General features: G+C 64.0%; 25 protein-coding genes. 16 read left to right on the forward strand and 9 right to left on the reverse strand.

The genetic code is table 11. The annotated features are described in order from the left end of the window. The first annotated feature begins 59 nt into the window (after window positions 1-59). From M3465_RS08765 to M3465_RS08785, 5 genes are all read left to right on the forward strand, one after another. Window positions 60-1,511 carry an FAD-dependent oxidoreductase gene (locus M3465_RS08765; RefSeq protein WP_249501352.1) on the forward strand — a complete coding sequence of 484 codons (1,452 nt, stop codon included), beginning with the start codon at window positions 60-62 and terminating at the stop codon, window positions 1,509-1,511. A gap of 72 nt (window positions 1,512-1,583) precedes the next feature. Continuing rightward, a complete protein-coding gene (gene hflK / locus M3465_RS08770; protein WP_249501353.1) occupies window positions 1,584-2,750 on the forward strand; it encodes an FtsH protease activity modulator HflK in 1,167 nt (388 codons plus the stop codon). After that, complete coding sequence (gene hflC, locus M3465_RS08775) at window positions 2,750-3,799, forward strand: protease modulator HflC (RefSeq protein ID WP_249501354.1); 1,050 nt, start codon at window positions 2,750-2,752, stop codon at window positions 3,797-3,799. The genes hflK and hflC overlap by 1 nt, the downstream gene beginning before the upstream one ends. Next, entirely contained in the window at window positions 3,799-3,987 is a 189-nt protein-coding gene (locus M3465_RS08780; RefSeq protein ID WP_249501624.1) for a DUF2065 domain-containing protein, read from the forward strand. The genes hflC and M3465_RS08780 overlap by 1 nt, the downstream gene beginning before the upstream one ends. Window positions 3,988-4,101: 114 nt before the next feature. Next, on the forward strand, window positions 4,102-5,604 hold the full coding sequence (locus M3465_RS08785; RefSeq protein ID WP_249501355.1) for a DegQ family serine endoprotease: 1,503 nt from the start codon (window positions 4,102-4,104) through the stop codon (window positions 5,602-5,604). 64 nt (window positions 5,605-5,668) lie between these two features. On the opposite strand, the gene M3465_RS08790 is transcribed toward M3465_RS08785, so the two are convergent. The 4 genes from M3465_RS08790 to M3465_RS08805 form a co-directional block, all read right to left on the reverse strand. Then, on the reverse strand, window positions 5,669-6,085 hold the full coding sequence (locus M3465_RS08790; RefSeq protein WP_249501356.1) for a hypothetical protein: 417 nt from the start codon (window positions 6,083-6,085) through the stop codon (window positions 5,669-5,671). A gap of 144 nt (window positions 6,086-6,229) precedes the next feature. Then, window positions 6,230-8,122: a propionate-CoA ligase PrpE gene (gene prpE, locus M3465_RS08795; RefSeq protein WP_249501357.1), complete on the reverse strand. Its 1,893-nt coding sequence runs from the start codon at window positions 8,120-8,122 to the stop codon at window positions 6,230-6,232. A 229-nt stretch (window positions 8,123-8,351) separates the two neighbouring features. Continuing rightward, entirely contained in the window at window positions 8,352-8,888 is a 537-nt protein-coding gene (locus tag M3465_RS08800; protein ID WP_249501358.1) for a peptidoglycan-binding domain-containing protein, read from the reverse strand. Window positions 8,889-8,931: 43 nt separating this feature from the next. Further along, window positions 8,932-9,333 carry an OB-fold nucleic acid binding domain-containing protein gene (locus tag M3465_RS08805; RefSeq protein ID WP_249501359.1) on the reverse strand — a complete coding sequence of 134 codons (402 nt, stop codon included), beginning with the start codon at window positions 9,331-9,333 and terminating at the stop codon, window positions 8,932-8,934. A 122-nt stretch (window positions 9,334-9,455) separates the two neighbouring features. Here M3465_RS08805 and M3465_RS08810 point away from each other — a divergent pair, with 122 nt between their 5' ends. Further along, entirely contained in the window at window positions 9,456-9,779 is a 324-nt protein-coding gene (locus M3465_RS08810; protein ID WP_249501360.1) for a 2Fe-2S iron-sulfur cluster-binding protein, read from the forward strand. A 104-nt stretch (window positions 9,780-9,883) separates the two neighbouring features. On the opposite strand, the gene M3465_RS08815 is transcribed toward M3465_RS08810, so the two are convergent. Further along, window positions 9,884-10,624, reverse strand: a complete 741-nt coding sequence (locus M3465_RS08815; protein WP_249501625.1) for a YebC/PmpR family DNA-binding transcriptional regulator — start codon at window positions 10,622-10,624, stop codon at window positions 9,884-9,886. Window positions 10,625-10,748: 124 nt separating this feature from the next. Here M3465_RS08815 and M3465_RS08820 point away from each other — a divergent pair, with 124 nt between their 5' ends. After that, on the forward strand, window positions 10,749-11,483 hold the full coding sequence (locus M3465_RS08820; RefSeq protein ID WP_249501361.1) for a glutamine amidotransferase: 735 nt from the start codon (window positions 10,749-10,751) through the stop codon (window positions 11,481-11,483). 49 nt (window positions 11,484-11,532) lie between these two features. Here M3465_RS08820 and M3465_RS08825 read toward each other — a convergent pair whose 3' ends face one another. From M3465_RS08825 to xseA, 3 genes are all read right to left on the reverse strand, one after another. Continuing rightward, window positions 11,533-13,275 (reverse strand): SLC13 family permease, encoded by a 1,743-nt coding sequence (locus M3465_RS08825; protein WP_249501626.1) that lies wholly within the window; start codon window positions 13,273-13,275, stop codon window positions 11,533-11,535. Window positions 13,276-13,399: 124 nt separating this feature from the next. Continuing rightward, complete coding sequence (locus tag M3465_RS08830; RefSeq protein ID WP_249501362.1) at window positions 13,400-14,212, reverse strand: TIGR00282 family metallophosphoesterase; 813 nt, start codon at window positions 14,210-14,212, stop codon at window positions 13,400-13,402. A 63-nt stretch (window positions 14,213-14,275) separates the two neighbouring features. Further along, window positions 14,276-15,823 (reverse strand): exodeoxyribonuclease VII large subunit, encoded by a 1,548-nt coding sequence (xseA, locus tag M3465_RS08835; RefSeq protein WP_249501363.1) that lies wholly within the window; start codon window positions 15,821-15,823, stop codon window positions 14,276-14,278. Between the two features lie 79 nt (window positions 15,824-15,902). Between xseA and purD the strand changes: the two genes are divergently transcribed. From purD to M3465_RS08875, 8 genes are all read left to right on the forward strand, one after another. Then, complete coding sequence (gene purD, locus M3465_RS08840; protein WP_249501364.1) at window positions 15,903-17,165, forward strand: phosphoribosylamine--glycine ligase; 1,263 nt, start codon at window positions 15,903-15,905, stop codon at window positions 17,163-17,165. Further along, window positions 17,165-17,758: a LysE/ArgO family amino acid transporter gene (locus M3465_RS08845; protein WP_249501365.1), complete on the forward strand. Its 594-nt coding sequence runs from the start codon at window positions 17,165-17,167 to the stop codon at window positions 17,756-17,758. The genes purD and M3465_RS08845 overlap by 1 nt, the downstream gene beginning before the upstream one ends. A 102-nt stretch (window positions 17,759-17,860) precedes the next feature. Continuing rightward, the gene (locus tag M3465_RS08850; RefSeq protein ID WP_283254973.1) at window positions 17,861-18,775 is read left to right on the forward strand and encodes a DMT family transporter; all 915 of its coding nucleotides are present in this window, start codon (window positions 17,861-17,863) and stop codon (window positions 18,773-18,775) included. A gap of 118 nt (window positions 18,776-18,893) precedes the next feature. Continuing rightward, window positions 18,894-19,091, forward strand: coding sequence for a hypothetical protein (locus M3465_RS08855; protein WP_249501367.1), 198 nt, complete (start codon window positions 18,894-18,896; stop codon window positions 19,089-19,091). Between the two features lie 55 nt (window positions 19,092-19,146). Further along, the gene (locus M3465_RS08860) at window positions 19,147-19,599 is read left to right on the forward strand and encodes a methyltransferase family protein (RefSeq protein WP_249501368.1); all 453 of its coding nucleotides are present in this window, start codon (window positions 19,147-19,149) and stop codon (window positions 19,597-19,599) included. A gap of 136 nt (window positions 19,600-19,735) precedes the next feature. Continuing rightward, entirely contained in the window at window positions 19,736-21,307 is a 1,572-nt protein-coding gene (locus M3465_RS08865) for a Re/Si-specific NAD(P)(+) transhydrogenase subunit alpha (RefSeq protein WP_249501369.1), read from the forward strand. Between the two features lie 12 nt (window positions 21,308-21,319). Continuing rightward, window positions 21,320-22,816, forward strand: coding sequence for an NAD(P)(+) transhydrogenase (Re/Si-specific) subunit beta (locus M3465_RS08870; protein WP_249501370.1), 1,497 nt, complete (start codon window positions 21,320-21,322; stop codon window positions 22,814-22,816). 172 nt (window positions 22,817-22,988) lie between these two features. Beyond that, the gene (locus M3465_RS08875; RefSeq protein WP_249501371.1) at window positions 22,989-24,275 is read left to right on the forward strand and encodes a DUF3422 family protein; all 1,287 of its coding nucleotides are present in this window, start codon (window positions 22,989-22,991) and stop codon (window positions 24,273-24,275) included. Between the two features lie 104 nt (window positions 24,276-24,379). Here M3465_RS08875 and M3465_RS08880 read toward each other — a convergent pair whose 3' ends face one another. After that, complete coding sequence (locus M3465_RS08880) at window positions 24,380-25,939, reverse strand: Ppx/GppA family phosphatase (protein WP_502846105.1); 1,560 nt, start codon at window positions 25,937-25,939, stop codon at window positions 24,380-24,382. A gap of 180 nt (window positions 25,940-26,119) precedes the next feature. Between M3465_RS08880 and M3465_RS08885 the strand changes: the two genes are divergently transcribed. Continuing rightward, a complete protein-coding gene (locus M3465_RS08885; protein ID WP_249501373.1) occupies window positions 26,120-26,275 on the forward strand; it encodes a hypothetical protein in 156 nt (51 codons plus the stop codon). Window positions 26,276-26,295 lie beyond the last annotated feature (20 nt).

Here is a 26,295-nt window from a genome sequence, read left to right on the forward strand (position 1 = left end):
GTCTGGCAATCCCGGAGCGCCTGTGAAATATCTCTGCGAGGCGATCAAAGGAGCAGGGCATGAGCGAATTCGACTACGATCTATTCGTGATCGGCGGAGGGTCCGGCGGTGTGCGCGCCGCGCGCGTCGCGGCGGGCGAGGCCGGGGCGAAAGTGGCGCTGGCCGAGGAGGATCGCTACGGCGGCACCTGCGTCATTCGCGGCTGCGTTCCCAAGAAACTGATGGTGTTCGCCAGCGGCTATGCCGGCGTGACCGAAGAGGCGGCCAGCTTCGGCTGGAATATCGAGCCGGGCGCGTTCGACTGGCCCGCCTTCCAACAGCGGCTTCATGCCGAGCTCGACCGGCTCGAAGGGGTGTATCGCAAGCTGCTCGCCGGCTCGGGCGTCACGGCTTACGATGCCCGCGCCCGGCTGCGCGATCCGCACACCGTGGAGCTGTCCACCGGCGAGACGGTGACCGCGAAACACATATTGATCGCCACCGGCGGCCGCCCCGTCCGGCCTGACATGCCGAACGCGCATCTTGGCATCGTGTCCGACGATATCTTCGATCTGGAGAAGTTGCCCGAAACCATCCTTATCGTTGGCGGCGGCTATATCGCTTGCGAATTCGCCTGTATCCTCAACGGGCTGGGCGTGAAGGTCACGCAATATTACCGCGGCGCGCAGATTCTGCGCGGCTTCGATGAGGAGGCGCGCGGCCTGATAGCGGAATCGATGTGCGAGAACGGGATCGATCTGCACACCGGTACAAATATTGTCGAGATGCACCGCGTTGCCGATCTGGGCGAAAACGGCTCGGACGGGATGGGCGCGCCGGTCGAGGATGTCCAGTTCGGCGGCGCCGCGACGACCGACACCCCCGGCGGCGGCCCGATTCGCGTGAAGGCGACGAATGGCGCGGTCAACGATTTCGATATGGTGCTCTTTGCCACCGGGCGCCGGCCCAATACCGACGATATGGGGCTCGGCGAGCTTGGCGTGGCGCTTGGGCGCAATGGCCAGATCGAGGTCGACGAATACAGCCAGACCGGCGTGCCGTCGATCTTCGCGATCGGCGATGTGACCGACCGGGTCAACCTGACGCCCGTGGCGATCCGCGAGGGCATGGCCTTCGTCGAAACCGTGTTTCACGGCAACCCGACCCCGGTGGATCACGCGCTGATCCCCTCGGCAGTCTTCACGCAGCCCGAATTCGGCACGGTCGGATTGAGCGAGGAAGCCGCGCGCGAACAGGAGCCGGTCGAGATCTATTGCACGTCCTTTCGCCCGATGCAGACCGCGTTTGCCGGGAAGCCGGACCGCGTGCTGATGAAACTCGTGGTCAGCCGCCAGACACGCAAGGTTCTGGGCTGTCACATTGTCGCGCCGGCGGCGGGCGAAATGATCCAGATGGCCGGCATTGCCGTGAAAATGGGCGCCACCAAGGAAGATTTCGACCGCACGGTTGCGGTGCATCCGACGATGGCCGAGGAGATCGTGACCATGCGCAAACCGACGCGGACAGCTTGAAATCCGGGCAATCGCGCACAGCTTAGAAAGCGAAACTTACCATAAATGACTTCTGAGAGGGGAAAGCATCAGATGGCAGGCAATAGTGGCGGCCCGTGGGGCGGCGGCGGCAGAGGAGGCGATGATCGCGGCGGGGATCGCCCGCGTGGCGGTCAGAACGGCGGCGGGCGCGGCCCGCAGGACAATCAGCCACAAATTCCTGAAATCGATGAGTTGATGAAAAAGGGCCAGGAACGCCTGCGCGTTCTGATGGGCGGTCGCGGCGGCAATAATGGCACCGGCGGCTCCGGCGACGGGGGCGACGGGTTCAAGTTCACCGGCGGTACCATCGGGCTGATCGCCCTTGCGGCGGTCGCGCTCTGGGCCTGGACGAGCTTCTACCGCGTCCTGCCCGAAGAACAATCGGTCGAGCTTTTTCTCGGCGAATATTCCTCCACCGGCCAGCCGGGCCTGAACTTCGCGCCCTGGCCCTTCGTGACTGCAGAGGTCATTCCGGTCACGCGCGAGCAGACCGAGGATATCGGCGTGGGCGCGCGCGGCTCGGATGCCGGGCTGATGCTGACGGGCGACGAGAATATCGTCGATATCGATTTCCAGGTGGTCTGGAACATCAACGATCCTGCGAAATTCCTGTTCAACCTGCGCGATCCGCGCCCGACCATCCGCGCCGTGTCGGAATCGGCCATGCGCGAGATCATCGCGCAGTCCGATCTGGCACCGATCCTGAACCGGGATCGCGGCGCCATCGCCTCGCGTCTGGAGGAACTGATCCAGTCGACGCTCGACAGCTATGATAGCGGCGTGACGATTATTCGTGTGAACTTCGACAAGGCCGATCCGCCCGAGCCGGTGATCGCCGCGTTCCGCGACGTGCAGGCCGCCGAACAGGAGCGGGACCGGCTGCGCAATGTGGCCGACGCCTATGCCAACCGCGTTCTGGCCGAAGCGCGCGGTGAGGCGGCGCAACTTCTCGAACAGGCCGAAGGCTATCGCGCCCGCGTCGTCAACGAAGCACAGGGTGAGGCGAGCCGGTTCCTTGCCGTTCTGGGCGAATACAAAAATGCGCCCGAAGTCACACGCAAGCGTCTTTACCTCGAAACGCTCGAAGACGTGTTCGGGCGTGTGGACAAGATCATCCTCGACGAGAACCCCGAAAGCGGCGGCAATGGCGTCGTGCCCTATCTTCCGCTCAACGAATTGCGTCGCAACACGACGAACAACACTGAAGAGGCGAATTGATGCGCAAGACAACCTACCTGCTGCCGGTTGCTGTTCTGGTGATCGCGGGCCTGCTGTCGTCCATCTTCATCGTGGATGAGCGCGAGAACGCGCTGGTGCTGCAGTTCGGCCGTGTCGTTTCGGTCAAATCCGATCCCGGTCTGGCATTCAAGATTCCACTCATTCAGGATGTCGTGCGCTATGACGACCGTATTCTGAGCCGCGATATCGATCCGCTGGAAATTACCCCGCTTGATGATCGCCGCCTCGTGGTGGACGCCTTCGCGCGCTACCGCATCGCGGATGTCGAACGCTTCCGTCAGGCCGTTGGCCCCGGCGGGATTCCGGCCGCCGAAACACGGCTCGATTCGATCCTGCGCTCCGAAACGCGTGAAATTCTCGGTTCGGTCAGCTCGAACGACATCCTGAGCACCGACCGCGCCGCGCTGATGCTGCGCATCCGCAACGGCGCCATCGAGGAAGCCGAGGCGCTCGGCCTCGAGATCGTGGACGTGAGGCTCAAGCGGACGGACCTTCCGGCCGAGAACCTCGACGCGACCTTCGACCGGATGCGCGCGGAACGCGAACGCGAGGCGACGGACGAGCGGGCACGCGGCAACGAGGCCGCGCAGCGCGTGCGCGCGCAGGCTGACCGGACGGTCGTGGAACTGGTTTCCGACGCCAATCGCCAGGCCGAGATCATCCGCGGTGAGGCCGATGCGCGCCGCAACTCGATCTTCGCCGATGCCTTCAATCAGGATGCCGAATTCTTCGAATTCTACCGCTCCCTGACGGCCTATCAGCGTGCTCTGCAAGGGTCGAATTCGACCTTCGTGATGGCCCCGGACAGCGAATTCTTCAACTACCTGAAATCTGCGGAAGGCGCAGGCGGCGGGATCTCGGTAGAAGACGCGGCGCGCGTGGCCATTCCTGCGGCGCCAGGGGCGGAAAGCACCGCTGTGCAACTCGAAGGTGAGCCGGAATCGCTTGAAGACGTCGAGGCCGAGCCGGAGCCCGAAACCGAAGAGCCCGCACCCGAACCCGCGCCTGAGAGTCAGGCCGGGAATTGATCGACGCGGTTCTCACCGGGCTTGCGCTCGTATTGATCGTGGAGGGGCTGGCCTATGCGCTGGCCCCTTCGCTCATCGAACGTATGCTGGAAGCGATGCGCGACATGCCGCTGGACGCACGCCGGCTTGTCGGGCTCGCGGCTCTTGGCATGGGCATCGTGTTGCTGTGGATCCTGCGCGCGGTTTGACCCGGCGCAGGCGTTTCCGCTACAGTCACAATCAACTCACATCCGCTTGAAGCGCCACATTCGCGATTGCGTGTTGCCGGTCCGCACCTAAATTGGCCGCATGGAACGCCGGTGATGGTTTCTGCCGCATCACCCAAGACGAAGGAGTTTCCCTTGAACACACAGGCAATCACACTCGAACGGGATCGGACAACGCCGCTGCGCCTGTTCTGGCTGGCCTCGCTGTCGATCTTTCTCATCCTCGCGGGGTCGCTGAGCGCGAGCGCCCGCGAAAGTTTCGCCGATCTGGCCGACAAGGTCAGCCCGGCCGTGGTGAACATCACCACCTCAACAACCGTCCCCGGACGCACCGGGCCGCAGGGAATCGTGCCGCCCGGATCGCCCTTCGAGGATTTCTTCCGCGAGTTTCAGGATCGCGGCGGACAGGGCGACCGCCCGCGCCGATCCTCCGCGCTCGGATCGGGGTTCGTGATCTCCGAAGACGGCTATGTCGTGACGAACAACCACGTCATCGAAGGCGCGGATGAAATCCTTGTCGAATTTTTCGAAGGGTTCGAACTGCCTGCCGAAATCATCGGCACAGACCCGAACACCGATATCGCGCTGCTCAAGGTCGAAAGCGAGGAGCCGCTCGGCTTCGTCAGCTTCGGCGACAGCGACACCGCGCGTGTCGGCGATTGGGTGATGGCGATGGGCAACCCCCTGGGGCAGGGCTTTTCCGTCTCCGCCGGGATCGTATCGGCCCGCAACCGTGCGCTGAGCGGCACCTATGACGATTACATCCAGACCGACGCCGCGATCAACAGGGGCAACTCGGGCGGTCCGCTTTTCAACATGGATGGCGATGTGATCGGCGTGAACACCGCGATCCTGTCGCCCAATGGCGGCTCCATCGGGATCGGCTTCTCCATGGCGTCGAACGTCGTCACGCGCGTCGTCGACCAGCTCAAGGAATTCGGCGAAACACGCCGCGGCTGGCTCGGCGTGCGCATTCAGGACGTGACCGACGATGTTGCCGATGCGCTCGGTCTGGCATCCGCCAAAGGCGCGCTCGTGTCCGACGTGCCCGAAGGGCCGGCGATGGAAGCTGGCATGGAAGCCGGTGACGTGATCGTCAGCTTCGACGGTGTCGAGGTCGAGGACACGCGCAGCCTCGTGCGCCAGGTCGGCAACACCGCCGTCGGTAAATCCGTCCGCGTCGTCGTCAACCGCGACGGGGAAACCAAGACGCTTCTCGTCACGCTCGGCCGGCGCGAGGAAGCCGAGGCCGTTCCGGCCGCGCAACGTCTCGACGGTGACGAAACCCCATCGAGCAAGGACGTGCTGGGTCTGACGCTCAGCCCGCTGAACGCGGAAATCCGCGAACAGCTGGAACTGCCCGACAGCGCCAAGGGTCTCGCGGTCATGGATGTCGATCAGAGCTCCGAAGCCTTCGAGAAAGGCATGCGGGCCGGTGACGTGATCACCGAAGCCGGACAGGCACAGGTTCTTGCCTTTGGCGATCTCGAAGACCGGATCGACGAGGCGCGCGAGGCAGGCCGCAAGTCGATCCTGCTTCTGGTGCGCCGCGGCGGCGATCCGCGCTTCGTCGCGCTGTCTATCGAGAACAACGACTGAGCCAATTTGCGAAATCAAGCTGAAAAGGGGCGCCGCGCTTGGCGCCCCTTTTTATCGCGGCACATCAATAGCAGCCGGAATGATCCTCGCCCGCGCCGTGCAGATAGATCACCGATGGCGATGCGCCGAAGCCGCACACGAAAACGCCCACGAAAAACGGCTGACCGTTTCGCGCCATTTGCGCAAGGCTGCCGCGACCGTTCTGCCCGGCCGCGACCATCTGGGGAATACGCGCGCGCCAGCTGCGATCGGCAAAGACCGGATCGAACTCGTCCTGCGCGTGCCGGATGCCGAACCGATGGAAATTGGCACGGTCCTGCTGAAGCACCCCGCCCAGATTGCGCAGAGGCTGACCTTGGGAACTGCGCATGTCCTCGGGGCCGATATAAGCCAGATAATAGGCCAGTTGGTTCCAGTCCTGCGCTGCCGCAGGCGCGGCCAGGCAGGTAAACAAAGCTGTGATGAAAACGCGTAAAGACATGGCGACCTCGAAATGGCTGAAGAAATGCGCTGAGAAAAACAGCTCCAATCCTGCCGCAGAGTGAGAGTCGCTTCAAGAGACCGCGTCGCGCGCGCGGTTTTCCGACCTCGGAAAACCCTTGATGCGCCCAAGCATCAACACGCGCTATGTGCTGGCGTATCCCAATGCCCGCACGGCATCGCGGATCTCGTCCAGAATGGCCGGATCGTCAATCGTCGCCGGCATCTTGAAATCCTCGCCATCGGCGATCTTGACCATCGTGGCCCGCAATATCTTGCCCGAGCGCGTCTTGGGAAGCCGCTCCACCACGGCGCACAGCTTGAACGCCGCGACGGGTCCGATCTTTTCCCTGACCATGGCGATACATTCGCGCGCAATCTCTTCATGCGGGCGGTCCACACCGGACGTCAGGCAAACGAACCCCAACGGCAGTTGCCCCTTGAGCGCGTCGGAAACGCCGATCACCGCACATTCCGCAACATCGGGATGCGCGGCCAGCACTTCCTCCATCCCCCCCGTCGAGAGCCGATGGCCGGCCACGTTGATGACGTCATCGGTGCGCGCCATGATGTAGAGATAGCCGTCTTCGTCTACCATGCCCGCATCGCCCGTCTCGTAATAGCCGGGGAAATGCGACAGGTAGGATTTGCGGAACCGCTCCTCGGCATTCCACAGGTTCGGCAAGGCTCCCGGCGGCAGGGGCAGCTTGACGGCAATCGCCCCCAGCGTGCCCGGCGTGACCTCATGACCTGCCTCGTCGAGGATATGCACATCATAGCCGGGCATCGGAACCGCCGGCGATCCGATCTTGACCGGAAGCTTCTCGATCCCGACCGGGTAGCCTGCGATGGTCCAGCCGGTTTCGGTCTGCCACCAATGGTCATAGACCGGCTTGCCGCTGATTTTCATCGCCCATTCGATCGTATCGGGATCGGCGCGCTCGCCGGCCAGGTAGATCGCGTTCAGGCAGGAGATGTCGTATTTCTTTACGAACTCCCCCTCGGGATCGACCCGCTTGACGGCGCGGAACGCCGTCGGCGCAGTAAAGAAGCTGCGCACGTTATGCTCGGAAATGACGCGCCAGAACGTGCCGGCATCCGGCGTGCCGATCGGCTTGCCCTCGAAGACGATGGTGGTGTTGCCGTGAATGAGCGGCGCGTAGCAGATATAGCTGTGCCCGACGACCCAGCCCACATCCGACGCGGCCCAGAACACGTCGCCGGGATCGACATTGTAGATGTTCTTCATCGTCCAGTTGAGCGCCACAAGATGCCCGCCCGTATGCCGGATCACCCCCTTCGGCGCCCCGGTGGTGCCCGAGGTATAGAGGATATAGGCCGGGTGATTGCCCTCGACCGGCACGCATTCGGCAGGCTCGACACCGTATTGAAACCCGTGCCAATCCACATCGCGGCCTTCCTCCAGATGGGCGACCTCCTGTTCGCGCTGGAAGATCACGCAGAAATCCGGCTGATGGGTTGCCTGCTCCAGCGCGCCATCGAGCAGCGGCTTGTAATGCACAACGCGCCCCGGCTCGACGCCGCAGGAGGCGGCGATGATCGCCTTGGGTTTGGCGTCGTCGATCCGCACCGCCAACTCGCTCGATGCAAAGCCGCCGAAGACGACCGAATGGATCGCGCCCAGACGTGCGCAGGCCAGCATCGCCTCCAGCGCCTCGGGCACCATCGGCATATAGATGATGACCCGGTCGCCCTTTTCCACCCCCTTGGCGCGGAGCGCGCCCGCCAGTCGGGCCACGCGGTTGCGCAGATCGGCATAGGTGATCTTGTGCAGCGTGGCGGTGATCGGGCTGTCATGAATGATCGCGACCTGCCCGCCGCGCCCGGCCTCGACATGACGGTCAACGGCGTTCCAGCAGGTATTCGTCAGGCCATCGGCGAACCATTCATACAGGTCCTCGCCCACCCGGCTCAGCGCCTTTTGCGGCGCGCGTGTCCAGTCGATTGCCCCGGCCTGCTCCATCCAGAATCCTTCCGGATCGGCTTTCCAGGCGTCGTAAACCTCTGTGTATCCCATCCCTCGCTCCTCCACGGCTCGTTTTCCGATGGGTAAGGCGATGGACGCCATGCAGCAAGTGCCGCGCCGGACCGCGCGGCAGATCGCCGCAAAAACTTTGCAGATCAATGCCGCGCAGCAGCCACGGTTTTGCAAAGCCCGCCGGATTATACGCGCAACCACATGCCGGATCACGATTTTGCAAAACTGCAAACCCGAAACTGCAAAACAGCGCGACTCGCCACCCGGATCAAAGCTCCTGTCGCGGCGTGGCGACCAATCCCAGCGCCCGCGCCGTGGAGAGCGACAACAGCCCGCTCGGCAGGTTTCGCGCCGCCTGATAGCGCCGCACCGCCCGCCGCGTGGCAAGATCCATTTCGCCGCTGACAGTCCCGCGATACAGCCCGCGCGCCGAAAGCGCCCGCTGGAGCGACCGGACAAGCTCCGGCGTCAGCATGTCGGGGCAGGGGGTCTCGAAAATCACCTCGGCGCGCTCGCGCACGATCCGCTGCGCTGTCTCGGTCCGATAGCGCGCGCCCCCGCCATCCGCATCGCCCGGCATCACTTCGACCTGCCGCGTCACGGTTTCGATCTCGGCAGGGGCGATATCGCGCACCCAGCAACTGCCCGGCTCGGCCCCCGGCGGCGGGGCGATCCGCGCGGATGCGAAATCGGGCACGCCCGCAGAGGCTTCACCACCGCGATCGTCCGGCGCGCAACCCGCCCCGATCAGGCCGATCAGCGCGGCGCTCCAGAAGGCCCGGAACTTGGTCGGGGAACGGATCACGGAAAATCGCTGCGCCTGCTGCTTGTTGCTGCCCGCCCGCAGCCTAGCCGCTTTGTCTGCACGGCGAAAGCGCTTCCGCCCCTTCCTCGAGAAGCCGGTCGAGAAGCGCCGAGATATCCTCGATCTCTTCGGCGATGACATGGCAGACATCGCCCTCCCGTTGCACCCGCCCCGTCACGCGCAACATGCGCCCGGCGATCACCGCACGGCGAAACCGCTCATACATCTTGCGCCAGACGATGACGTTCACCGTGCCGGTCTCGTCCTCCAGCGTCAGAAAGATCACCCCCTTGGCCGTGCCGGGCCGCTGCCGCAGGATCACCAGCCCCGCCACCGCCACGCGCGCCCCGTTCGGCGGCAGCGGAAGCTGCGCGGCGGTCAGGCAGGACGGCGGGCGCGGCCAGTCCCGGCTTGGATCGGGCGCATATGAACAAAGATTCGACATGGGAACAAAAATAGAACACATGTCCGCCCATGCAAGCCGCTTCCGAACGCTCGAAAGGGGCTGGCACAGCGCGCCGCACCGCATTAGGTATAGCCGCGATCAGGAAACGGGAGAGCGCTGGAATGGCAAAGATCACCTATATCGAGCATGACGGCACAGAGCATGTCGTGGATGTCGCCAATGGCCTGACCGTCATGGAAGGCGCACGCGACAACAATATCCCCGGCATCGAGGCCGATTGCGGCGGTGCCTGTGCCTGCTCGACCTGCCATGTCTATGTCCATCCCGACTGGATCGAAAAACTGCCGCCGCGAGACGACATGGAAGAGGACATGCTCGATTTCGCCTTCGAACCAGACCCCGAACGCTCCCGACTGACCTGCCAGATCAAGGTCTCCGACGCGCTGGACGGACTTGTCGTGCAAATGCCGGAAAAGCAAATCTGACAGGCCGCCATCCGGCCTGCTTTCTTTCTTCTTGCCCCAAATATCCCGGGGGGTCCGGGGGGCTGGCCCCCCGGGTGCAGGTCACATCCAGCCCGAAGACCGGATCAAAGCTGCGCCATCACCTCGTCCGACGCCTCGAAATTGGTCGTGACGCGCTGCACGTCGTCATCGTCCTCCAGCGCATCGATGAGCCGCATAAGAGATTGCATCCCGTCCAGATCGAGCTCGGTCGTGGTGGTCGGCTTCCAGACGAGCCGCGTCGACTCCGACTCTCCCAGTTCCGCCTCCAGCGCGGTCGCCACCTCGTTCAGATCGGTATCGGCACACCAGATGACATGCCCGTCCTCGGAGGATTCCACATCCTCCGCACCGGCCTCGATCGCCGCCATCATCACCGTGTCGGCATCGCCCGCATCGGCGGGATAGGTCACTTCGCCCTTGCGGTCGAACATGAACCCGACCGATCCGGTCTCGCCGAGATTGCCGCCGTTCTTGGTGAAGGTGGAACGCACGGTCGAGGCGGTGCGGTTGCGGTTGTCGGTCATCGCCTCGACGATCACCGCAACGCCGTTCGGGCCATAGCCCTCGTAGCGGATTTCCTCGTAGTCCTCGCCCTCGCCGCCGGAGGCCTTCTTGATCGCGCGCTCGATATTGTCCTTCGGCATCGAGTTGGACTTGGCTTCCTTGATCGCCAGGCGCAGGCGCGGGTTTTTGTCCGGATCGGGGTCGCCCATCTTGGCGGCGACGGTGATTTCCTTGGAGAGCTTCGAAAAGAGCTTGGCGCGCACCTTGTCCTGACGGCCCTTGCGGTGCTGAATGTTTGCCCATTTGGAATGGCCGGCCATGGTGTTCCTTCGTGTCAGTGTCATGTATCGGAATATGCCGCGTGCTTACCGCAGAACGCGGCTCGGGAACAAGTGTTCGCGTTTTGCCGCTTGCGCAAGCCGCAGCGCCGCGTATGACGGCCCGATGAGACCCTTTCTGCTGCTGCAACTCCGCCCCGAGACCGATGCCAGCGATGGCGAATACCGCGCCTTTCTTGACAAGGGGGGCATGGTGCCGGAACAGGTGCACCGCATCTGCCTTGACCGTGAATTCTTGCCCAAAGATCTGCGCCTTGCGGATTATGCCGGTGTGATCGTCGGGGGCGGGCCGGGCTGCGTGTCGGACGCGCCGGGCGACAAACATCCCGTCGAAGCACGGATCGAGGCGGAAATCCTCTCGCTCATGCCGCAGATCACCGAGGATGATGTGCCGTTTCTGGGCTGCTGCTACGGGATCGGTATCCTCGGTCATCATCTGGGCGCCGATGTGTCCAAGCAGCGCTACGGCGAGCCGGTCGGGCCGGTGGCGTGCCGCATCACCGCCGATGGCTCGCGCGATCCGCTGCTCGGTGATCTTCCCGACCGGTTCGACGCCTTCGTCGGCCACAAGGAAGCCTTGCAGGCCTTGCCCGAAGGCTGCGTGCATCTTCTTGCCTCGGATCCGTGCCCGTTCCAGATGATCCGCTACGGGCAAAATGTCTATGCCACGCAGTTCCATCCCGAGGCCGATGCCGGCGTGTTCGAGGAACGCATCCGTATCTATCGCCACAAGGGCTATTTCGACCCCGCCGAAGCGGATGATCTGATCGCCATGTGCCATGCCGGCAATGTCACCGTTCCGGTCGAGATTCTGCGCCGCTTCGTGGCGCGCTATGGCTGACACCGTTTCGACCGGCGGAAACGCTCCGATGCGTCGACGCATCGGCGGGCTATAGCGGCCATATGAGCGGAATGAGGGCCGAGGCGAGCATACCCACGCTGAGGTTGAGCGGCACACCGACCTTGAGAAAATCCGAGAAGCTGTAGCCGCCAGGCCCGTAGACCAGCGTATTGGTCTGATACCCGATGGGCGTGGCGAAAGCGCAGGACGCCGCCACCATCACTGCGACGACGAGCGGGCGCGGATCGAACCCCATCGTCTGGGCAAGGCCGATGGCGATCGGGGTGATCACGACGGCGACCGCGTTGTTGCTGACAAGCTCCGTCAGGATGCTGGTCAAAAGGTAGATCGCCCAGACAATGGCCCAGGGCGGCAGGTTCGCCAGATAGGGCGCCAGTCCCTCCACGATCAGCGTGACAGCGCCGGAAGCTTCCAGCGCCGCACCAATGGCCAGCATCGCGAAGATCAGAGCGAGAAGCTGGCCCTCGACGAAGGAGAAGGCCTCTTCCGAATCGACGCAGCCGGTCAGCAGAACGACGGCGACCGCGATGATCGCAAGCGGCAGGATGGGCGCGACCCCAAGCGCGGCGAGCGCGACCAGCCCCACCAGCGCGGCCAGCGCGATGGGTGCGTGACTGCGCCGGTAGGCGCGGGCCGAGGGTTTGCCGACGTCCACGAGGTTGAGCTCTTCGGCCATGCGCTGGATATCCTCGGGCGCGCCTTCCAGAAGCAGCGTATCGCCGACCCGCACCACAAGATCGTCGAGTTGCCGGCCGATATTCTGGTTCCGCCGATGCACGGCGAGCGGGTAGACACCGTAGCGCCGGCGCAGGCGCATCGAACCGAGCCGACGCCCCACCAGCTTGCAGACCGGTGTGATCAACACCTCCACCGTGGTCGTCTCGACCGCTGAAAGCTGATCGACGCGGCGCAGCTCCTTGTTGCTCTGAAGGCTCAGAAGCTCGGCGATTTGCGTGCGCAGAACGACCCGGTCGCCGACCTGGAGCTGCACATCTTCCAGATTGCGCCGAAGCGACGCATCGCCCCGGATCACGTCGATCAGCCGCACGCCCTCGCGCTGGAAAAGCTGCACGCCAAGCACCTCGCGCCCGATCAGGTTGCTGTCGGGCGGGATCACGGCTTCGGTAAAGAACTTCATCTTCGAGCGATCCGAGAGCATTGCGGCCATGCTTGTTCTTTCAGGCAGCAGGTAGCGGCCGAAGGCCCAGAGATAGAACATCCCCCAGGCGATCAGAACGAGCGCGAGCGGTGTGACTTCGAAAATGGTGAACGGTGTGAGCCCCTGCGACCGTGCAACCCCATCCACAAGCAGGTTGGTCGAGGTGCCGATCAGTGTCAGCGTGCCGCCCAGGATCGCCGCATAGCTGAGCGGGATCAACAGCTTGGACGGCGCGACACCGAGCGTTTTGGACAATTGCACGAACAGCGGCAGCATCACCACCACCATTGGAGTATTGTTCATAAAGGCCGAGCCGATGATGACAACGGTGAGGATCCCCGCCATCGCGCGCTTCGGACGCCGCTCCGCCGCCCGCTGCGCGGCGGTGGTAAAGGCGGCAAGCGCGCCGGTGCGCACCAGCGCCCCCATGACGAGAAACATCGCCGCGATGGTCCAGGGCGCCGGGTTCGAAAGCACCTCCAGACCCGCGCTATAGGGCAGCACGCCGGTCGCCAGAAGAACCCCGACGCCGCCTATGGCAACGACCTCGGTCGGATAGGTCTCGCGCAGGAAAAGCACGAACATCACCGCCACCGTGCCCAGCGCGATCATCGCCTGGGTGGATTGCCCAATGTCGAGATAGGTCGTCAGCACCGGCGCCGGTTCCTCATCGCTGGAGCGTCACTCTGACCGGGATCGCAGGGTTGCACAAGGCTTCGCGCCGTGACCGCCCGGATCAAGGCGCTGTCGGCTGCAGCCGTCCGCCATCGCGGACCATGTGAATGGCTGTGGCGCGCCCCGTTCTGTCGTCGGTTTCGACCATCACGCCGCACAGTGTGGCATCTTCGAGCGCCGGCTGAAAGCGCGTCTTGCCCATGCCTGTCACGAAACGGCGCATCGGTTCGGTCTTTTCCATGCCGATGACGGAATTGTAATCGCCGCACATGCCCGCATCGCTCTGGAACGCGGTGCCGCCGGGCAGGATTTGGGCATCCGCTGTCGGCACATGGGTGTGCGTTCCCACGACGAGGCTGGCGCGCCCGTCGCAGAAATGGCCCATCCCCATCTTCTCGGAGGTCGCCTCGCAATGCATATCTACAAGGATCATCTGCGCCTGCCCGCCAAGGGGATGGGCGCGCAGCACCGCATCGACCGCCGAGAAGGGATCGTCGAAAGCGCGTTTCATGAACACCTGCCCAAGCACCTGCAGCACGAGGATCTTGCGACCCCGCGCATCGGTGAAAAGGCGATGCCCGCGCCCCGGCACCTGCTTGGCGAAATTCAGCGGCCGCAGGATGCGCGGCTCGCTGTCGATATAGGACAGCATGTCCTTTTGATCGAAGGCGTGATCGCCCAGCGTGAGGCAATCGGCCCCCGCATCGAGCAGGGCTTCGGCATGTTTGCCGGTCAAGCCGGTGCCGCCCGACGCGTTTTCCCCGTTCACCACGCAGAAATCGATCTTGAGCCGCTCGCGCAACGCGCGCAGCCGCTCCGTGATCGCCCTGCGGCCGCTGCGGCCCATCACATCGCCCAGAAAGAGTGTTCTCATGTCCAATGGCTTAAAAGCCGCCGCAGCGAAAGCAAAGCCCGAAATCGCCGCGCGCCGCCCGGATCAGAAAAGCGTTCCCTGTTCGGGCGGTTTCGGTCTGGCCTTGGGCGCGGGTTTCGAACCTGCTCCGATGCTCAGCCGACCGTCGGCGAACTCGATCTCAAGCGCTGCCGCGCTCTTGGCGGCCTTTTGCGTCGTGACCACCTCGCCATCGCCGCGCACCACGGCATAGCCGCGCCGCAGCGTTTCGCGATAGCCCAGCGTTTCGCGCAGCCGGTCGAGCGCATCGATCCGCGCGCGCCAGTCCCTGACTTGCGTTTGCCCTGCCGCCGACATGCGCCGCGAAAGTGTCTCCAGCCGCTCGCGTTTCACCGCCAGATCGCGTTCGATGGGCTTTATGGTCAGCCGGTCCGCCCGCCGCGCCAGCGCCTCGCGTTTTCTGTCGACAAGGCGCAAGAGGCAGGGTGCCAGACCCTTGGCGACATCCTCGAAGCGCCGCCGCTCTTCGGCCACGCTGCGCGCCAGAAGGCCGGGGCGCAGCGATGCGGCGCTTTCGATCAGCCGTCCGCGTCGCAGATCGACCGAGCGCGTCAGCGCGCGGGGCAGGCGGTCGGCCATCAGGTCGAGCCATTGCACCGGGCCGGACAGAAGCGCGTCGGGGCGCGGCAGGGCACGGGCCAGATCGCGCAGGCGCTGGTCGCGGGTCTGCATCCGCTGGAGCATCGCCCGGCTCATGCGTCCCTGCGCGTCGCCGACCCAGCCAAGCAGCTCCAGCCGCACCGGCACCGCGATTTCAGCTGCCGCAGTGGGCGTCGGCGCGCGCCGGTCCGAGACGTAATCGATCAGCGTCGTATCGGTCTCGTGCCCCACCGCCGAGATCAGCGGAATGTCGGACGCCGCCGCGGCGCGGGCCACGATTTCCTCGTTGAAGCCCCACAGATCCTCGATGCTGCCGCCGCCGCGCGCCACGATCAGCAGATCGGGCCGGGGCAGCGCGCCGCCCGGTGTCAGCGCGTTGAACCCGGCGATGGCGCGGGCCACCTCGGGCGCGCAGGCCGCGCCCTGCACGGCGACGGGCCAAATCAGCACCTTGCGCGGAAAGCGGTCGCGCAGGCGGTGCAGGATGTCGCGGATCACCGCACCGGAGGGCGAGGTGATGACGCCGATCACATCCGGCAGATAGGGCAGGGGCCGCTTGCGTGCCGGATCGAACAGCCCTTCGGCAGCCAGCGCCTTCTTGCGCTTCTCCAGCATCGCCATCAGCGCGCCTTCGCCCGCCACGGTGACTTCATCGACATTGAGATTGTATTTCGACTGCCCGCCGAACGCTGTCATGCGCCCGGTGACGACAACCTCCAGCCCTTCTTCGGGCACGACCGAAAGCTGGCCGATCTGGCCTTTCCACGTCGTGCAGGCCAGCACGTTCCGGTCATCCTTGACGTCATAGTAAAGGTGCCCCGAGCGCGCGCGGAACACGCGCCCGACCTCGCCGCGCACGCGGATGCGGCCGAACTCTCCCTCCAGCGTCTTCTTGACCGCGCCCGACACTTCCGAGACGGTGTATTCCGGCATGTTCTGTCCCGGTCGGGGATCGTCGATCAGTTCGGACATGGGGCCTCGCTTGCTCTTGCCTGCGCGCGACCCTAGAACGCACGCGCACAGAGGTGAAGCATCGACGAAGGGCGCGCGCATGAATATCCTGATCCTTGGCGGCGGCGGGCGCGAACATGCGCTGGCCTGGGCGGTGATGCAGAATCCCAAATGCGACAAGCTGATCGTCGCGCCGGGCAATGCCGGGATCGCCCAGATCGCAGATTGCGCGACGCTCGACATCGAGGATGGCAGCGCGGTGGTCGATTTCGCGCAGGATCACAGCATCGATTTCGTCATCATCGGCCCCGAAGCGCCGCTGGCCGCCGGCGTCGCGGATGACCTGCTTGATGCGGGGTTCAGCGTGTTCGGTCCTTCGGCCGCCGCCGCGCGGCTCGAGGCGTCCAAGGCGTTCACCAAGGAAATTTGCGCGGCCGCAGGTGCACCGACGGCGGACTACGGGCATTTCACCGATGCCGCTTCGGCCAAGGCCTATGTCCGCGCGCAGGGTGCGCCCATCGTGGTAAAGGCCGACGGTCTGGCCGCCGGCAAGGGGGTGATCGTGGCGCAAACCGTGGCCGAGGCGGACGCGGCGATTGACGAGATGTTCGGCGGCTCCTTCGGCGGCGCGGGGGCCGAAGTGGTGATCGAGGAGTTCATGGCCGGAGAGGAGGCCTCGTTCTTCGTGCTCTGCGACGGCACGGACGTTCTGCCCATCGGCACCGCGCAGGATCACAAACGTGTCGGCGAGGGCGATACCGGCCCAAATACGGGCGGCATGGGCGCGTATTCTCCCGCGCCGGTGCTGACCGATAAGGTGGCGCAAAAGGCGCTCGATGAGATCATCAAGCCGACCGTCGCCGAGATGGCACGGCGCGGCACGCCCTATCGAGGGGTGCTTTACGCCGGATTGATGATCGAGGACGGCGCCCCGCGGCTGGTGGAATACAACGCCCGTTTCGGCGATCCCGAATGTCAGGTGTTGATGATGCGGCTCGGCGCGCAGGCGTTCGATCTGATGCAGGCCTGTGCTGAAGGCCGGCTTGCGGGCGCGCGGGTCAACTGGGCGGACGATCACGCGATGACGGTGGTTCTGGCCGCCGAGGGCTATCCCGGTGCATACAGGAAAGGCAGCCCGATACGAGGCTTGCGCGATTACTCGGACGATCCGTTCCAGATGATGTTCCACGCTGGCACGGCGAAACGGGACGGCGAGATCGTTGCCGCCGGTGGCCGCGTGCTGAACGCCACCGCGCGCGGCGCGACGTTGCAGGAGGCCCGCGAGCGCGCCTATGCGCAGGCCGCCAGCGTCGATTGGCCCGAGGGGTTCTACCGCTCCGATATCGGCTGGCGCGCGCTCTGATGACGTCAGCGCTCGCGGGCTTCGCGCTCGGCTTTTCGCTGATCCTCGCCATTGGCGCGCAAAATGCGTTCGTGCTGCGGCAAGGCTTGCTCAGATCGCATGTCTTTGCCGTTTGCCTGACATGTGCCTTGTCCGATGCGGTGCTGATCGCCGCCGGGGTCGCGGGGTTCGGTGCGCTGACGCAGGCGGTGCCGGGTCTGGAACTGGCGATGCGGCTTCTGGGGGCGGCATTCTTGATCTGGTATGGCGCGCGCACCTTCCTCAGCGCGTGGCGCGGGGGGCAGGTGATGCAGGCGGGAGAGGCGGCAGGATCGCTGCGCCGGGCGCTCGTGACCTGCCTCGCGCTGACATGGCTCAACCCGCATGTCTATCTCGACACGGTGGTCCTTCTGGGTGCGGTCGCGGCGCAATACGACGACCGGTTGAATTTCGCGCTGGGCGCGATGACGGCAAGCTTCGTGTTCTTCTTCGGCCTCGGTTACGGCGCACGGCTCCTTGCACCGCTTTTCGCCAAACCGCGTGCGTGGCAGGTGCTGGACGTGGTGATCGGTTTGGTGATGTGGGCGATTGCGGTGAAGCTGCTTTCGATGTGACGGACGGCAGGTCGCCCGCCATCGCCAACTCGAGCCCGGAGATCCCCCTCGGGCCTGCTCCGAGCCCTTGCCATTGCCGCGCCCATCCGATCCATTGCCGGCATGAATACGGCGCGTCCTGCAAGTTCGGTGAATCCGGTCCGGGGCATCCTTTGGATGGTCGTGACAGGGCTGTGCTTCGTCGCGGTCACGGCGCTCGTGAAATCGCTGGGCGGGCGGATCCCGGCAGCGGAATCGGCCTTTCTGCGGTATCTGATCGGACTGCTCTTCCTGATTCCGGTCTGGCGCCAGCTGGCCGCGCTGCGGCTTTCGGGGCGGCAGAAACGGCTTTTCGCGGTGCGCGGGCTCTTCCATACCTTCGGCGTGATCCTGTGGTTCTTCGCGATGACGCGGATCCCGATCGCCGAAGTCACCGCGATGAATTACCTCAATCCGGTCTATGTCACCATCCTCGCCGTCTTTCTTCTGGGCGAGACATTGGCGCTGCGGCGCGCGTTGGCGGTGGTCGCGGCTCTCATCGGGGCGCTCATCATTCTCCGGCCGGGGTTTCGGGAGCTCGATGCGGGGCATGTCGCGATGCTGGGCACGGCGCTTTTCTTCGCCTTCAGCTATCTAACGGCCAAGATCCTGTCGGACGAAGTTCCGGCGAGCATGATCGTCGCGTTGCTGTCGATCACCGTCACCATCGGACTGGCACCCTTCGCAATCGCCGTCTGGGTTACGCCGAACCTCGTCGATCTGGGCGTTCTGGCGGCTGTTGCCTGTTTCGCAACAGCGGGCCATTTCACCATGACGCTTGCCTTCGCCGCGGCGCCCGTGACCGTGACCCAGCCGGTGACCTTCCTGCAACTGGTCTGGTCCGTCGCCATCGGCGTGCTGCTGTTCGCCGAGCCGGTCGATCCCTGGGTCATCTTGGGCGGTGCGGTGATCATGGGCTCGGTCGCCTTCATCACCTGGCGCGAGGCGGTGCTGCGCCGCGCGCGCGTGACCCCGGTGGTGAACGAAACGAAAGGATGATCCGAGAGTCATCTTTCGGCCCCATTCATTGTTTCCGTTTCCGAAAAACACCCTTTTTTGTTCCAAAATCGGCCAAGTTCCGCCGCCAGAAGAGAGGGGTAACGTACGAGGAGACACCATGTTTGCGGAAACCAGCACACAGACCGATCTGGGCGCACTGCGCCACTTTCTTGTCGCCGAGCGGCAGAAAACCCTGTCAGACACCGAATGGAAATTCCGCATGCGCGGCTATGGCTATCACGTCAAGCGCGTGTCGGGCGGGGTGATGGTGGCGCGGATACCGCAGAACGAAATCCTCGGCTGCGTGAAAATGTAGGGCACGTGTCGCAATCCGTCTCGCGCACGCGGCCGGGCTGGTCTATAGCGCGGGAATGGAACGGTATATCGATATCCCGAAGGTCTGGCTTCTCGCCGCGCTGATCTTGGCATGGCTGCAAAAGACATTTGTCGGCTTCGGGCTAAGTTTCGGCCCGGTCTGGGCCGATCTGGTGGGCGGATTGCTTGTCGGCGGCGGGCTGGTGCTGATGGCTCTTGCGGCCTACGAACTGCGCCGCCATCGGACCACCGTCATGCCGCATGAAACCGCAAGCGCGCTGGTGACGAGCGGCATTTATTCGCGCAGCCGCAATCCGATCTATGTCGCCGATTCGCTGATCCTGACGGGGATGATCCTCTTTTGGGACGCGGTGTTATCGCTCCCACTCGTTCCCATCTTCGTCTGGGTTATGGAAACGCGCTTTATCATCCCGGAAGAAAACCGCCTGCGGCGCAATTTTCGTGCGGATTATGCCCGTTACGAGAAACAAACGCGACGTTGGCTCTAGAAGCCTGCGACCAGTTGTTCTAAACGCCCTCTTCAGACGGCAGGCGCATTGTGCGCTTTAGGTCAGCATTATAGACCCAATGCCGGAAAACGTGTCGCAACGGCAATGCGCAATGAAGCATAGGGGGACGGTTCAGGTGAAAATCGGAACGCCAAAGGAAGTGAAGAAGGGCGAGGCGCGCGTCGCGATGACGCCTGATTCCGCCCGTCAGCTGCAAAAGCTGGGGTATGACTGCATCATCGAAAGCGGCGCGGGCGCCGCGGCAGGCTATGACGATGCTGCCTACAAGGATGCCGGGGTCGAGATCGCCAAGACCGCCGCCGCGCTCTGGGAAGCCGCCGACGTGATCGCCAAGGTCGCGCCCCCCACCGAGACCGAGGTGAAGCGCACCCGCGAGGGACAGCTGCTCATCTCCTTCTTCTACCCGGCGCAGAACGAAAAGCTGATGAAACAGGCCGCCGAGAAGGGTGCGTCGGTCATCGCGATGGACATGGTGCCGCGCATCAGCCGTGCGCAGAAGATGGATGCGCTTTCCTCCATGGCCAATATCGCCGGGTATCGCGCGGTGATCGAGGCGGGCAACAATTTCGGACGTTTCTTCACCGGGCAGGTGACAGCCGCCGGCAAGGTGCCGCCCGCCAAGGTTCTGGTCGTCGGTGCAGGTGTGGCCGGGCTTGCCGCCATCGGCACCTCGACGGCGCTGGGCGCGATCACCTATGCGTTCGACGTGCGCCCCGAAGTGGCCGAACAGGTCGAATCGATGGGCGCGGAATTCGTGTTCCTCGATTTCGACGAGGAACAGCAGGATGGCTCCGCCTCGGGCGGCTATGCGTCTGTCTCCTCACCGGAATTCACCGCAGCCCAGCTTGCCAAGTTCCGCGAACTGGCGCCCGACATGGACATCGTCATCACCACGGCGTTGATCCCCAACCGCGAAGCGCCCGAGCTTTGGACCAAAGACATGGTCGAGAGCATGAAACCCGGCTCGGTGATTGTGGACCTCGCGGCGGAGAAGGGCGGCAATTGCAAGCTGACGGTCAAGGACGAGAAAATCGTCACCGACAATGGCGTGACGATCATCGGCTACACCGATTTCCCGTCCCGCATGGCGACGCAATCGTCCAACCTTTATGCCAACAACATCCGCCACATGATGTTCGACCTCACGCCCGATAAGGACGGACAGGTCAATCACGACATGGATGACGATGTGATCCGGGGCGCGACAATCGCGCACAACAAGGAAGTCACCTTCCCGCCGCCGCCCCCCAAGGTGCAGGCCATCGCGGCCAAGCCCAAGGAAAAGCCCAAGGAGCTGACGCCCGAGGAAAAACGCGCGAGCGAGATCGCCGAATTCAAGGCGCAGACCAAGCGGCAGGTGGGCCTGCTCGCTCTGGGTGGCGCGCTGGTTCTGGCGGTCGGGCTCGTCGCGCCGGCCAGCTTCATGCAGCATTTCATCGTCTTCGTGCTGTCGGTCTTCATCGGCTTCCAGGTGATCTGGGGCGTCGCCCATTCGCTGCACACGCCGCTGATGGCGGTGACGAACGCGATTTCCTCGATCATCATCCTGGGCGCGCTGATCCAGATCGGCTCGAATTCGTGGCTGATTATGTTCCTTGCCGCGCTGGGCATTTTCATGGCCGCGATCAACATCTTCGGCGGCTTTCTCGTCACGCGGCGCATGCTCGCCATGTTCCAGAAATCCTAAGGAGGCCGCATCATGGAATTCGGATTCACCATCGCGGCCTATGCGGTCGCCGCTGTTCTCTTCATCCTGTCGCTGGGCGGCCTGTCGAACCAGGAAAGCGCCAAGCGCGCGGTCTGGTATGGCATCGTCGGCATGGCGATTGCCGTTCTGGCCACGCTGTTCGGGCCGGGGCAGGGGCTATGGCTCGTCTCGCTGGTGCTGATCGCGCTGGGCGCGGCGGTAGGCTATCAGCTTGCCACGCGCGTGCAGATGACGCAGATGCCCGAGCTTGTGGCGATCATGCACAGCCTTGTCGGCCTTGCAGCGGTCTTCGTCGGCTTCAACGCCGATCTGATGATCAACCACATCGCGCAGGTCTACGAGGCAAACGCGCTCATCCTCGGCGCGGTCGGACCTGACGGCTACACTGCCATCGGCCTCCCGGCGGCGGTCTATAACGAGCTGTCCTCCTTCGGCCAGCTCATCGCCAAGAAATCCTCGGTCGAGATCACCATCCTTCGGGTCGAGCTGGTGCTCGGCATCTGGATCGGAGCCGTGACCTTCACAGGCTCAGTGATCGCCTATGGCAAGCTGGCCGGAAAGGTCGATACCTCCGCCAAGAAACTGCCGGGCGGGCATCTGCTGAACGCCGGCGCGGCGGCACTGTCGCTGATCCTGGCGCTGATGTATCTCGGCGGCTCGGGCAGCTGGACGCTGATCCTGCTGACCCTGCTGGCGCTCTTCATCGGCTATCACCTGATCATGGGCATTGGCGGCGCGGACATGCCGGTCGTTGTCTCCATGCTCAACTCCTATTCCGGCTGGGCCGCGGCAGCCATCGGCTTCAGCCTCGGCAATGATCTTCTGATCGTGGTCGGTGCGCTCGTCGGCTCGTCCGGTGCGATCCTCAGCTACATCATGTGCAAGGCGATGAACCGCAGCTTCATCTCGGTGATCCTCGGCGGCTTTGGCGGCCCGGCGGGCGAGCAGCAGGCGGTCGAGGGCGAACAGGTGCCGATCGACGCCGACGGCGTGGCGCAGGCATTGGACGAGGCTGACAGCATCATCATCATCCCCGGCTACGGCATGGCGGTGGCACAGGCGCAGCAGAACGTCGCCGAACTCACCCGCCGTCTGCGCGCCAAGGGAAAGTCGGTGCGTTTTGCCATCCACCCCGTCGCGGGCCGGTTGCCCGGCCACATGAATGTGCTTCTCGCAGAGGCGAAAGTGCCCTATGACATCGTGCTGGAAATGGACGAGATCAACGACGATTTCCCCGACACGGATGTCGCCATCGTCATCGGCTCCAACGACATCGTGAACCCGGCGGCGCAGGACGATCCCAACAGCCCCATCGCCGGAATGCCGGTGCTGGAATGCTGGAAGGCCAAGCAGGTATTCGTCTCCAAGCGCGGGCAGGGCACCGGCTATTCGGGTATCGAGAACCCGCTGTTCTTCAAGGACAACACGCGGATGTTCTACGGCGATGCCAAGAAGTCTCTCGAAGATCTTCTGACCCGGATCGACTGACGATCTGTCACAGCGCATCGACACAGCCCCGGCCTCGCGCCGGGGCTTTTTCGTCCGGCATTGCCGATTGCATACCAAGGTGCACCGATAACGCGCTGGAAACAAAAGGGATTTTTCTTTACTTACCCCCCCGGCTGCGCCTATTTCGAACCCTACCCAACCGGAGCGCCCCATGCCCCCGATCCAGGACCACCCCCTGCGCTACGCTCTCGCGAATGAACTGCACGCGCGCCCTTTTCCGGCGCTCGACGCGCCCTGCCGCGCGGTCTTTCTGGCGATCAAGCAACCCAAATCCGCCGCCGCACGCGACAAGACCCAGGATATCGAACATCTCAAGGCGCTGCTCGATCGTTACGGCACCGCACATCCGCAACCGGGCGCCACGCATTTCTCGGGGCAGATCGGCCAGCATGTCCTCAAATGGGAACAGCATACCGAATTCGTCACCTACACCGTCTTCCTAAACGGCCTCGCGCCCAAACCCTTCGATCCCGACGATATGAACGTCTTTCCCGAGGATTGGCTGGCCGGTGCCCCCGGCACGCGCATCACCTCTGCCCTGATCCGCGTGGAGGACCGGCCCGAGGAAACACGTATCGCGTCGCTGCTGACCGATTGGTTCGTGCCCGAAAGCCTCGCCGTCAGCCGGGTTCTGGACGATGAGGCGATCATCGCCGGCGATTTTCGCATCGATCCGGCCGGTCATCTGCGCTTCGCCGTTTTCGTGCGCCAAGGCATCGGCCAACGCCGTGCAGGCCGCATCGTGCAGCGGCTTTGCGAGATCGAAACCTACAAGACCATGTCGATGCTCGGCTTCACCCGCACGCGCGAAATCGGCCCCCGCATGGGCGAGATCGACAATGAACTGACCCGGCTGATGGCGACGATGACCAATGGGGACGGGCAGGAAGAGGACCGCCTGAAGGCGCTGCTCGCCGTTTCGGCCGAACTGGAAAGCCTCTCGGCGCAGACCTCCTTCCGCTTCGGCGCGACGGGTGCCTATCAGGCCATCGTTTCTCAGCGTATCTCGGTCTTGCGCGAAACCCGCTTCGAGGGGCGCCAGACCTTTGCGGAATTCATGATGCGGCGCTACGATCCGGCAATGCGCACGGTCACATCCGCCGAAACCCGGCTTTCGGCCATGGCCCAGCGCGCCATGCGCGCGGGCGATCTTTTACGCACACGTGTCGAGGTCGCGCGCTCCGCGCAGAACCAGCAATTGCTCCAGAGCATGAACCAACGGGCGGATCTCCAGCTGCGCCTTCAAAGGACGGTCGAGGGTCTTTCGGTGGTCGCGATCAGCTATTATGCGGTTTCGCTTGCGGGCTATCTACTCTACCCGGCCGCCGAGCGCCTCGGCATCGGCCGCGGCACGTTGATCGCGGCGGTCACGCTGCCGATAATTACGCTTGTCTGGCTGGCGATCCGTCATATTCGAAACAAGGTGGAACGGCGTTAAGTATCCGGTCCTCTGGCTTCTTTGGGCGCTAAATACCTCGGGGGGTGGCGCTTTGCGCCGGGGGGCTGGCCCCCCATTTTCCATTGATGGAAAATCCGGATGCGTCACGCATCCGATCCGCACCCAAGGCGCACGTCCGTTTCGGCATTCAGCGATGCGGCCAGCGACAGGAACCGCGCTTCGGCAACCTCGCCGTAAAGGGGCGCGGATTTAGGCGTCAGCTTGAGCCGCAACAGACGTTTGCGCGGCTTCCATTCCAGAACCGTGCCATCCGCGCTCGTATCCGACATCCAGAGCATCGCTCCGAAGCGCAGCGCCTTGCCGAGCACCTCGGCCTCCTGCGTTTCCTTGTCGGAAATCAACCCCTCGAGATCCTCGAACCGCGTGCCCGTGCGCTTGTTCTTGTAGCGGTGCAAGAGCGCGAGCCCGAGAAATACCCGTTCGGAATGTTTCAGCCCGCCCAGATTGGCGCGCGTTGCGTTGTCGAAGCAGGTCTCCGCGCGGTAATCGGGATGCGCGCGCCAGCTTACATCGTGGAGCAGGCAGGCGGCTTTCACGAGCCGGATCCGGGCGGGATCGGCGCCCGAGAACAGCGGCGAGACAAAGCGGTAGAGCTTCTTTCCGAACCCGGGCAGCCGCGCATCCTTGGATTCGGCGAAGCGGCAGGATTCGATCAGCGGATCGCGCTCGCGCAATTCCTGCGGCATCTGCTCGTAGAGCAGCCCCTCGCGGATACCATAGCTTGATATCGCGATATCCTTCGGTCGGAAGGTTTGCACCAGTCGCTTCAGAACGTCCGCGGCATAGGGCACAAGGCTCATCCGCGCATAGGATATACCGCAGGCCTGCCGCAGCTCCTCTATATCGGAGGATTTGATGAACTTGACGGTGTCGCTGACGGAACGGCGGTCCATCCGGTATTCGTGCAGGACATGCAGCGGGTAGTCGCGGCGCAGCATGTCGACCCGCGCGATCGCCCGCCAGGAGCCGCCAACGAGGAACAGCCGGTCCGGTTGCGGCCCCATGTGATCTGCAAGCTGCTGCATGACGTCCCGGATATGCGCGTCGCGGCCCTTTTGCCCTCCGGGCAGATCGCGCAGTTTCAGCGGGCCGAGATTCGAGCTGATGCGCCGCCCGACACGTCCTTCGGCCATCTCGGCCAGTTCCATCGAAGAGCCGCCAATATCGCAGACCAGCCCGTAGCTGCCGGGCCAGCCCAGCAGAACACCCTGCGCCGAAAGCCGGGCCTCTTCCTCGCCGCCGATGACCCAGATGCGCAGGCCCGTCTCGCGCAGCACATCGGCGCGGAAATCCGGCCCGTCCTTCGCCTCGCGCACCGCGGCGGTCGCGACGACCGTGAGCGGCGGCAGGTTCATGCCTTCTGCCAGCGCCTTGAACCGGCGCAGCGCATTGAGCGCGCGCGTACGGCCCTCGGGGTTGAGCCGGCCCGTTTCCGACATGCCGGCCCCCAGCGCGCACATCAGCTTTTCGTTATAGAAATAGGCGGGCGAGCGCGCCGCGCCGTCGAAAACCACGAGTCGCACCGAGTTCGAACCGATATCGACGACACCGACGCGCGCGAGCGCGCGCGCTTTCGGTCCATCGAAGAGCGGCCTGCCGAACGGGCCATGCGGGTCACCGTCGGGGTCTGAGATCACGCCCATAAGGCCTCCCGGTCAGATCGCGTGCAAGTTGTCAAAGCGGGCGCAGCAGGTCAAGGAAACTCGCCTGCGGGACCGGCTTTGTTTTCGGCCGTTGCACGGGGAATAAAATAAGTATTTGCCATATCAATTCGCGCCTGCTACCGAATAGGTAAATTCTATACTGATTAGAGGGGCGCCGACATGACACTTTCCGAAGCATTTCTCTGGCCGGGAACCAAGGTATGCGAACGCCTCGGCGTCGATCCAGAGGGCGAAGCCGGACTCATCCGCTGGATGGTCAACACGCTGGTCTACCTGATCGTCAGCCTGGCGCTGGTATGGGTGCTGGTCGTTTGATCTGCGCCCGGCTGCGCCTG

It is taken from the genome of Marivita sp. GX14005, assembly GCF_023370775.1.
In the GTDB taxonomy this organism is placed as follows: Bacteria; Pseudomonadota; Alphaproteobacteria; order Rhodobacterales; family Rhodobacteraceae; genus Marivita.